This is a genomic window from Hydrogenophaga sp., from assembly GCF_031426985.1.
Classification (GTDB): domain Bacteria; phylum Pseudomonadota; class Gammaproteobacteria; order Burkholderiales; family Burkholderiaceae_C; genus Hydrogenophaga.
In genome coordinates, this window is the sequence record NZ_JASJOY010000211.1 from 26,925 (window position 1) to 35,032 (window position 8,108).

Genomic DNA, 8,108 nt, shown 5'->3' on the forward strand with positions numbered 1-8,108 from the left:
CGACCACACCATGAAAACCACCGGCGACCAGCAACTTGTCAAACGCATCAACCGCAGCGTGCTGCTGCGGCTGCTGCGGCGGCGCAGCGGGCTCTCGCGCGCCCAGCTCGCGCAGGAAAGCGGCCTGACCAAATCGACCGTCAGCCTGCTGGTGCGCGAACTCATCGACGAAGGCTGGATCACCGAAACCGGCCTGGCCGCCGCGCAGGGCCTGGGCCGGCCGTCGACCCCGCTGCGGCTCGATGGCACCCGCCGCGCCATGATCGGCGTGGAGATCGGGGTCGAGTCGCTGCGGGTGGTCGGTGTGTCGCTCACGGGCGAGGTGCTGTGGTCGGCCGAGGAAACGCTGGCCGATCGCGAACCGGCGGCGGTGTGCCGCCAGGTCGCGGCCCTGGTGGTGCGCGCACACGCCGGGCTGGCGGCGCGCCCGGTGCTGGTCTCGGGCGTGGGCATCGGCCTGCCGGGTGCCTTCGACGAGGCCAGCGGCACCGTGCGCTTCGCACCCAACCTGGGCTGGCGCAACGTGGCCTTCCTGCCGCTGATCACGCGCGCGCTGGCCGAGGCGGGTTGCCCGCCGGTGGCCGTGCACGTGCAGAACGAAGCCGACACCGCCGCACTCAGCGAATACGAATTCACCGAAGGCGATGCGGTGGACTCGCTCATCTTCGTGACCTGCGGCGTCGGCGTCGGTGCCGGCATCGTGCTCAACGACCGCCTGTTCACCGGCCTGCAGGGCATGGCCGGCGAAATCGGCCACAGCATCCTGCAGATCGACGGGCCGGCCTGTTCCTGCGGCCGCAAGGGCTGCGCCGAAACCTTCTTTGGCGCCCGGGCGCTGGACCGCCTGCCCGATCCGTCGCGCGGCGGCGTGTTCCTGGGCGTGGTGCTGCAGAACCTCTGGACCACCTTCAACCCGGGCACGCTGGTGGTCGGCGGCCCGTCCTGCGAGCGCCACCCGGGCATCGTGCGCACCGCGGCCGACACGCTGGCCGGTTACGCGGCCAGCGCGGGCATGGTCGCCCCCGTGGTGCGGCCGGCGCGTTATGGCCTGCAGGCCTCGGCCGTCGGCGCGGCCGCGCTGGTGCTGCACCACGAACTGCGGCCCATGCACGCGAGCGCGCCCACCGCTGCGCCAGACGCCGCCCTGGCGCCCGAGTCCGTGGCTCCACTCACCGTTCACTGAGACCCCACACCCCATGACCATCGGCATCGACATCGGCACCTCCGAGGTGAAGGCCCTGCTGCTCGGCCCCGACCAGCGCGTGATCGGCTCGGCGGGCGCGCCGCTCACCGTCTCGCGACCCCACCCCGGCCACAGCGAACAGGACCCGGCCGACTGGTGGACCGCCACCCAGGCCGCGCTGGCCGCGCTTCGCGCCGCGCACCCGGCGGAGTACGCGGCGACCGAAGCCATCGGCCTCTCGGGCCAGATGCACGGCGCGGTGCTGCTGGACGCGCAGGACCGTGTGCTGCGCCCGGCCATCCTCTGGAACGACACGCGTTGCGCGGCCGAGTGCGCCGAGATGATGGCCGAGCTGCCGGCGCTCAGCGAGCTGGGTGGCAGCCTGGCCATGCCGGGCTTCACCGCGCCCAAGCTGCGCTGGGTCGCGCGCCACGAGCCCGAGCTGTTCCAGCGCGTCGCCAAGGTGCTGCTGCCCAAGGACCACGTGCGCCTGATGCTGACCGGCGAACACGTCAGCGACCTTTCGGACGCCAGCGGCACGCTCTGGCTCGATGTGCGGCGCCGCGACTGGTCCGACGAGCTGCTGGCGCTGACCGGGCTGACGCGCGCCCACATGCCGCGTCTGGTCGAAGGCAGCGAGGCCGGCGGCCGGCTGAAGACCGACGTGGCGCAGGCGCTGGGGCTGCGGCCGGGCACGGTGGTGGCCGGTGGCGCGGGCGACAACGCGGCCAGCGCCGTGGGCATGGGCGCGGTCGAGGCCGGCCAGGGGTTTCTCTCGCTGGGCACCAGCGGCGTGCTGTTCGTGGTCACGCCCGACTACCAGCCCAACGCGGTCAGCGCCACGCACGCCTTCTGCCACGCCGTGCCCGGCCGCTGGCACCAGATGAGCGTGATGCTTTCGGCCGCCAGCGCGCTGCAGTGGGTGGTCGGCCTGCTGGGCGCGGCCAACGCCGGCGAGGTGGCCGCGCGCGCGGCGGCCCTGAGCGCCGCGGACCGCGCCGCGTCCCCGCTGTTCCTGCCGTACCTCAGCGGCGAGCGCACACCCCACAACGACGCGAAGGTGCGCGGCAGCTTCCACGGCCTGGACTTCGACACCGACGCCGCGCGCCTGGGCTACGCGGTGATGGAAGGCGTGAGCTTCGGTCTGCTCGACGGCCTGGCAGCGCTGCACGCTGCCGGCAGCACCGTTTCACGCCTGTCGCTGGTGGGCGGTGGCGCGCGCAGCGGCTTCTGGGCCCAGATGCTGGCCAGCGCGCTGGACGTCGAGATCGTCACCCACGGCGGTTCGGCCGTCGGTGGCGCGCTGGGGGCGGCCCGCCTGGGCGCGCTCAGCGTGGGCGCGCCGATGGCCTCGGTCTGCCTGCCACCCCCGGTCGACACCGTCTACCGGCCCGACCCGGCCGAGCGCGAGCTGCTCGCGCCGCGCCACGACCTGTTCCGCAGCCTGTACCGCAGGCCTTGATGACTTCCACCGAACGACTTCAACCGAGACACCACCCATGAGCACCTATTTCTCCGACATGCCCGCCATCGCCTACGAAGGCCCGCAATCGACCAGCCCACTGGCCTTCAGGTGGTACGACAAGGACCGCCTGGTGCTGGGCAAGCGCATGGAAGACCACCTGCGTTTTGCCGTCTGCTACTGGCACAGCTTCTGCTGGAACGGCTTCGATCCCTTTGGCTACGACGGCACGTTCGAGCGCCCCTGGCAGCGCGTGGCCGAGCCGATGGCGGCGGCGCGCATGAAGGCCGACGCCGCGTTCGACTTCTTCTCGCGCCTGGGCGCGCCCTATTACTGCTTCCACGACCGCGACGTGGCGCCCGAAGGCAGCACGCCGCGCGAGAGCGTGAACCACCTGCACGAGATGGTCGAGGTGCTGCAGGCCAAGCAGGCGCAGACCGGCATGAAGCTGCTCTGGGGCACGGCCAACCTGTTCAGCCACCGCCGCTTCATGTCGGGCGCGTCCACCAACCCCGACCCCGAAATCTTCGCGCTGGCCGCGCTGCAGGTGAAAGAGGCGATGGACGCCACGCTCAAGCTCGGCGGCGAGAACTACGTGCTCTGGGGCGGCCGCGAAGGCTATGAAACCCTGCTCAACACCCGCATGGGCCAGGAGCTGGACCAGATGGGCCGCTTCCTGAACATGGTGGTGGAGTACAAGCACAAGATCGGTTTCAAGGGCGCCATCCTCATCGAGCCCAAGCCGCGCGAGCCGTCCAAGCACCAGTACGACTTCGACACCGCCACGGTCTACGGCTTCCTGGTGCGCCACGGGCTGGAGAAAGAGATCAAGGTCAACATCGAGGCCAACCACGCCACGCTCTCGGGCCACAGCTTCGAGCACGAGATCGCCACCGCCATCGACCTGGGCATCTTCGGCTCCATCGACATGAACCGCGGCGACATGCAGTGCGGCTGGGACACCGACCAGTTCCCCAACAACATCCCCGAAACCGCGCTGGCGATGTACCTGATCCTGCAAGGCGGGGGCTTCACCACCGGCGGCCTGAACTTCGACTCGAAGGTGCGGCGCCAGTCCATCGACGCCGAGGACATGTTCCACGGCCACATCGGCGGCATGGACGTGTCGGCGCGGGCGCTGCTGATCGCCGAGCAGATGATCAACGACGGCGAACTGGCGCGCCACGTCGAGGCCCGCTACGCCGGCTGGAACGCCCCCTTCGGCCAGGACCTGATGGCGGGCCGCCTGGGCCTGGACCAGGTGGCCGCGCGGGCACTGGAGCGCAACCAGGACACGCGGCCGGTCTCCGGGCGGCAGGAGCGGCTGGAGAACCTGCTCAACCGCTACATCTGATCGTTGGCCGAACCGGGAGCGACCATGAAACCTGTCGTGTGGGGCGTGCTGAGCACGGCCAGGATCGGCGTCGAGAAAGTGATCCCTGAGATGCTCGCCAGCCCGCTGGTCGAACTGCGGGCGATTGCATCGCGCAGCCTGCCGTCGGCGCAGGCCGCGGCGCAGCGGCTGGGCATCCCGCAGGCTTACGGCAGCTACGAAGACCTGCTGGCCGACCCGGCTATCGAGGCCATCTACAACCCGCTGCCCAACCACCTGCACGTGCCGCTGACCCTGCAGGCCGCCGCGGCGGGCAAACATGTGCTGTGCGAAAAGCCCTTCGCGCTGAGCACCGACGAGGCCCTGACCGTTCAGGCGGCGGCCACCAAGGTGCACATCGAAGAAGCCTTCATGGTGCGCCACCACCCGCAGTGGCAGCGCGCCCGGGAGCTGGTGAGGGAAGGGCGCATCGGCACGCCGCGCGCCGTGCAGGTGTTCTTCTCCTACTTCAACGACGACGGCGCCAACATCCGCAACCAGCCCGGCATGGGCGGCGGGGCGCTGTACGACATCGGCTGCTACGCGGTGCTGGCCGGGCGCTACCTGTTCGAGGCCGAGCCTTTGCGTGCGGTTTCGCTGGTGGACCGCGACCCGCTGCACGGGGTCGACCGGCTGACCAGCGCCCTGCTGGATGTCGGCGCCGGGCGGCAGGTCAGCTTCACCGTCTCGACGCAGAGCGTGCCCTTCCAGCGGGTGCAGGTGGTCGGCACGCGCGGCCGCATCGAGCTGTTCATCCCCTTCAACGCCGCGCGCGGCGGCCAGATGCGGCTGGCGCTGGACGAGGGCGGGGCGCTGGACGGCAGCGGCGTCACGGTCGAAACCCTGCCCGCGGCCGACCAGTACCGGCTGGAGGTGGAGGCGTTCTCCCGCCGCATCCGCGAAGGCGCGGGCCCGCAGTCCGGCGACCTGGACGATGCCGTGGCCCAGGCCCGCGTGATCGACGCGCTGTGGCGGTCGGAACGCAGCGGGTGCTGGGAGCCGGTGACCCGGGACTGATCCCCGACCCGGGGCGCCGGCCCATGGGCCCTGCGTGCTAGCCTGCGGCGCATGTCCGAGTTGTTGTCCCATCCGTCCTTCGTCCGCTTCTGGTGCGCCCGGGTGGCGGCCGTGGCGGGCACGCAGATGCTGATGCTGACCCTCGGCTGGCACATGTACGAGCTGACCGCCAGCGCCTGGGACCTCGGCCTGGTCGGGCTGTTCCAGTTTGTGCCCGCGCTGGCCATGACCCTGCCCGCTGGCCACGCCGCCGACCGCCACCACCGGGCCCGCATCGTGGCGCTGTGCCTGATCGCGCAGGCGGCGGTGGCGCTGCTGCTGGTGGCCGGCACGCTGGCGCAGGCGGTCTCGCGCGAATGGCTGCTGGTGCTGTCGGCCCTGCTGGGGGCGATCCGGCCGTTCCAGATGTCGGCCCAGCAGGCCCTGCTGCCGTCGCTGGTGCCCGCGCCGCTGATGGCCCGCGCCACGGCCGTCACGTCCACCGGCACCCAGGCCGCGGTGATCGGCGGGCCGGCCCTGGGCGGGCTGATCTTCGCGGTGAACCTGAACGGGGTCTACATCGTCTGCGCGGGCTTGTTCCTGGGCGCGGCGCTGGCCTGTCTGTGGGTGCGTTACGAGCGCCAGCCGGTGGTGCGCGAGCCGGTCAGCGCGCAGACGCTGCTGGCCGGCGTGCGTTACGTGTGGGGCCACCCGGTGCTGCTGGGGGCGGTGTCGTTGGACCTGTTCGCGGTGCTGCTGGGCGGAGCGACCGCGCTGCTGCCGATCTTTGCCAAGGACATCCTGCACGTCGGGCCCGAGGGGCTGGGCGTGTTGCGTTCGGCGCCCGCCGTCGGTGCGCTGGCGGCCGGCCTGGTGCTCTCGAACGTCGCGCTGGAGCGGCGCGTGGGCCGCAAGCTGCTGGTCGCGGTGGCCGTGTTCGGCCTGTGCATGGTGATCTTCGGCCTGTCTACCTCGTTCTGGCTGTCGCTGGCGGCGCTGGCGGTGTCCGGCGCGGCCGACATGGTCAGCGTGGTGGTGCGCCAGACCCTGGTGCAGCTGGAAACGCCAGACGCCATGCGGGGCCGTGTGGCGGCGGTCAACACGCTCTTCATCGGCGCCAGCAACCAGCTGGGGGAATTCGAGTCCGGCGTGACCGCCGCAGCCGTCGGTCCGGTCGGCTCGGTGGTGCTCGGCGGGCTGGGCACCATCGGCATCAGCCTGGCCTGGTGGCGCCTGTTCCGGCCGCTGGCCATGCGCGACGCGCTCACCGGGCCGGCCACACGCCGATGAGGCGGCCCGGGCGGGCCCGCGCCGAAAGCAAAAAACCCCGCGAATCGCTTCGCGGGGTTTTTTTGTGGGGGCTTTCGTCGGAGCGCTGTGAAGCGTTCCGACGCTGCCTGAGACGCCGTGCCGGCGTCTCAGGCCAGGCGCAATTACATGCCCATGCCGCCCATGTCGCCCATGCCACCCATGCCGCCACCCGGCATGGCGGGTGCGTCGTCCTTGGCGGACTCGGCAACCATGCACTCGGTCGTCAGCATCAGCGACGCCACGGAAGCGGCGTTCTGCAGGGCGGTGCGGGTCACCTTGGTCGGGTCCAGGATGCCCATTTCGATCATGTCGCCGTAGGTGTCGTTGGCGGCGTTGAAGCCGTAGTTGCCCTTGCCTTCCAGCACCTTGTTGATCACAACCGACGGCTCGCCACCGGCGTTGGCCACGATTTCGCGCAGGGGGGCTTCGATGGCCTTCAGGACCAGCTTGATACCGGCATCCTGGTCGGCGTTGTCACCCTTGATGGCGCCAGCGGATTGCTTGGCGCGCAGCAGGGCCACGCCACCACCGGCGACGATGCCTTCTTCCACCGCAGCGCGCGTGGCGTGCAGGGCGTCTTCCACGCGGGCCTTCTTTTCCTTCATCTCGACTTCGGTGGCGGCACCGACCTTGATGACGGCCACGCCGCCGGCCAGCTTGGCCACGCGCTCTTGCAGCTTCTCGCGGTCGTAGTCGCTGGTGGCTTCTTCGATCTGCACGCGCACTTGCTTGACGCGGGCTTCGATGTCAGCGGCAGCGCCGGCGCCGTCGATGATGGTGGTGTTTTCCTTGCCCACTTCGATGCGCTTGGCCTGGCCCAGATCGGCCAGGGTCACCTTTTCCAGCGTCATGCCGACTTCTTCGGCGATGACCTTGCCGCCGGTCAGGATGGCGATGTCTTCCAGCATGGCCTTGCGGCGGTCGCCGAAGCCAGGGGCCTTGACAGCCACAACCTTCAGGATGCCGCGGATGGTGTTGACCACCAGGGTCGCCAGGGCTTCGCCTTCGACGTCTTCGGCAATGATCAGCAGCGGACGGCCGGCCTTGGCGACTTGCTCCAGCGTGGGCAGCAGGTCACGGATGTTGGACACCTTCTTGTCGTACAGCAGCACGAAGGGGTTGTCCAGCAGGGCGGCCTGCTTCTCGGGGTTGTTGATGAAGTAGGGCGACAGGTAGCCGCGGTCGAACTGCATGCCCTCGACCACGTCGAGTTCGTTCTGCAGCGACTTGCCGTCTTCCACGGTGATCACGCCTTCCTTGCCGACCTTGTCCATGGCATTGGCGATGATCTCGCCGATGCTGGAGTCGCTGTTGGCGGAGATGGAGCCGACCTGGGCGATTTCCTTGGAGGTGGTGGTGGGCTTGGTGGCCTTCTTCAGCTGCTCGATCAGGGCGGCAACCGCCTTGTCGATGCCACGCTTCAGGTCCATCGGGTTCATGCCGGCGGCCACGTACTTCATGCCTTCGCGCACGATGGCCTGGGCCAGCACGGTGGCGGTGGTGGTGCCGTCACCGGCGTTGTCCGAGGTCTTGGAAGCGACTTCCTTGACCATCTGGGCGCCCATGTTCTGCAGCTTGTCCTTCAGCTCGATTTCCTTGGCCACGGACACACCGTCCTTGGTCACGGTGGGGGCGCCGAAGGAGCGCTCGAGCACCACATTACGGCCTTTCGGGCCCAGGGTAACTTTGACTGCGTTGGCCAGGATGTTCACACCCTCGACCATGCGTGCGCGGGCTTCGCCGCCGAAAATGACGTCTTTTGCTGCCATGTTGATTTCTCCGGA

The 8,108-nt window shown here is 69.9% G+C and carries 6 protein-coding genes; 5 read left to right on the forward strand and 1 reads right to left on the reverse strand.

Annotated features, from left to right (window positions below):
* The first annotated feature begins 10 nt into the window (after positions 1-10).
* The 5 genes from RMP09_RS21775 to RMP09_RS21795 are packed head-to-tail and all read left to right on the forward strand — an operon-like array spanning position 11 to position 6,303.
* Complete coding sequence (locus RMP09_RS21775; protein WP_310568070.1) at positions 11-1,183, forward strand: ROK family transcriptional regulator; 1,173 nt, start codon at positions 11-13, stop codon at positions 1,181-1,183.
* 13 nt (positions 1,184-1,196) lie between these two features.
* On the forward strand, positions 1,197-2,645 hold the full coding sequence (gene xylB / locus RMP09_RS21780) for a xylulokinase (RefSeq protein ID WP_310568071.1): 1,449 nt from the start codon (positions 1,197-1,199) through the stop codon (positions 2,643-2,645).
* A 37-nt stretch (positions 2,646-2,682) separates the two neighbouring features.
* A complete protein-coding gene (gene xylA / locus RMP09_RS21785; RefSeq protein WP_310568072.1) occupies positions 2,683-3,999 on the forward strand; it encodes a xylose isomerase in 1,317 nt (438 codons plus the stop codon).
* 24 nt (positions 4,000-4,023) lie between these two features.
* A complete protein-coding gene (locus RMP09_RS21790; protein WP_310568073.1) occupies positions 4,024-5,034 on the forward strand; it encodes a Gfo/Idh/MocA family oxidoreductase in 1,011 nt (336 codons plus the stop codon).
* Positions 5,035-5,085: 51 nt separating this feature from the next.
* Positions 5,086-6,303 (forward strand): MFS transporter, encoded by a 1,218-nt coding sequence (locus RMP09_RS21795; RefSeq protein ID WP_310568074.1) that lies wholly within the window; start codon positions 5,086-5,088, stop codon positions 6,301-6,303.
* Between the two features lie 143 nt (positions 6,304-6,446).
* On the opposite strand, the gene groL is transcribed toward RMP09_RS21795, so the two are convergent.
* The gene (gene groL, locus RMP09_RS21800; protein ID WP_310568075.1) at positions 6,447-8,093 is read right to left on the reverse strand and encodes a chaperonin GroEL; all 1,647 of its coding nucleotides are present in this window, start codon (positions 8,091-8,093) and stop codon (positions 6,447-6,449) included.
* Between the last annotated feature and the right edge of the window lie 15 nt (positions 8,094-8,108).

What these genes read in the sequence shown, in the direction of transcription:
- RMP09_RS21775 (WP_310568070.1), top strand. Translation starts at nt 11, where the DNA reads ATGAAAACCACCGGCGACCAGCAACTTGTCAAACGCATCAACCGCAGC.
- xylB (WP_310568071.1), top strand. Translation starts at nt 1,197, where the DNA reads ATGACCATCGGCATCGACATCGGCACCTCCGAGGTGAAGGCCCTGCTG.
- xylA (WP_310568072.1), top strand. Translation starts at nt 2,683, where the DNA reads ATGAGCACCTATTTCTCCGACATGCCCGCCATCGCCTACGAAGGCCCG.
- RMP09_RS21790 (WP_310568073.1), top strand. Translation starts at nt 4,024, where the DNA reads ATGAAACCTGTCGTGTGGGGCGTGCTGAGCACGGCCAGGATCGGCGTC.
- RMP09_RS21795 (WP_310568074.1), top strand. Translation starts at nt 5,086, where the DNA reads ATGTCCGAGTTGTTGTCCCATCCGTCCTTCGTCCGCTTCTGGTGCGCC.
- groL (WP_310568075.1), bottom strand. Translation starts at nt 8,093, where the DNA reads ATGGCAGCAAAAGACGTCATTTTCGGCGGCGAAGCCCGCGCACGCATG.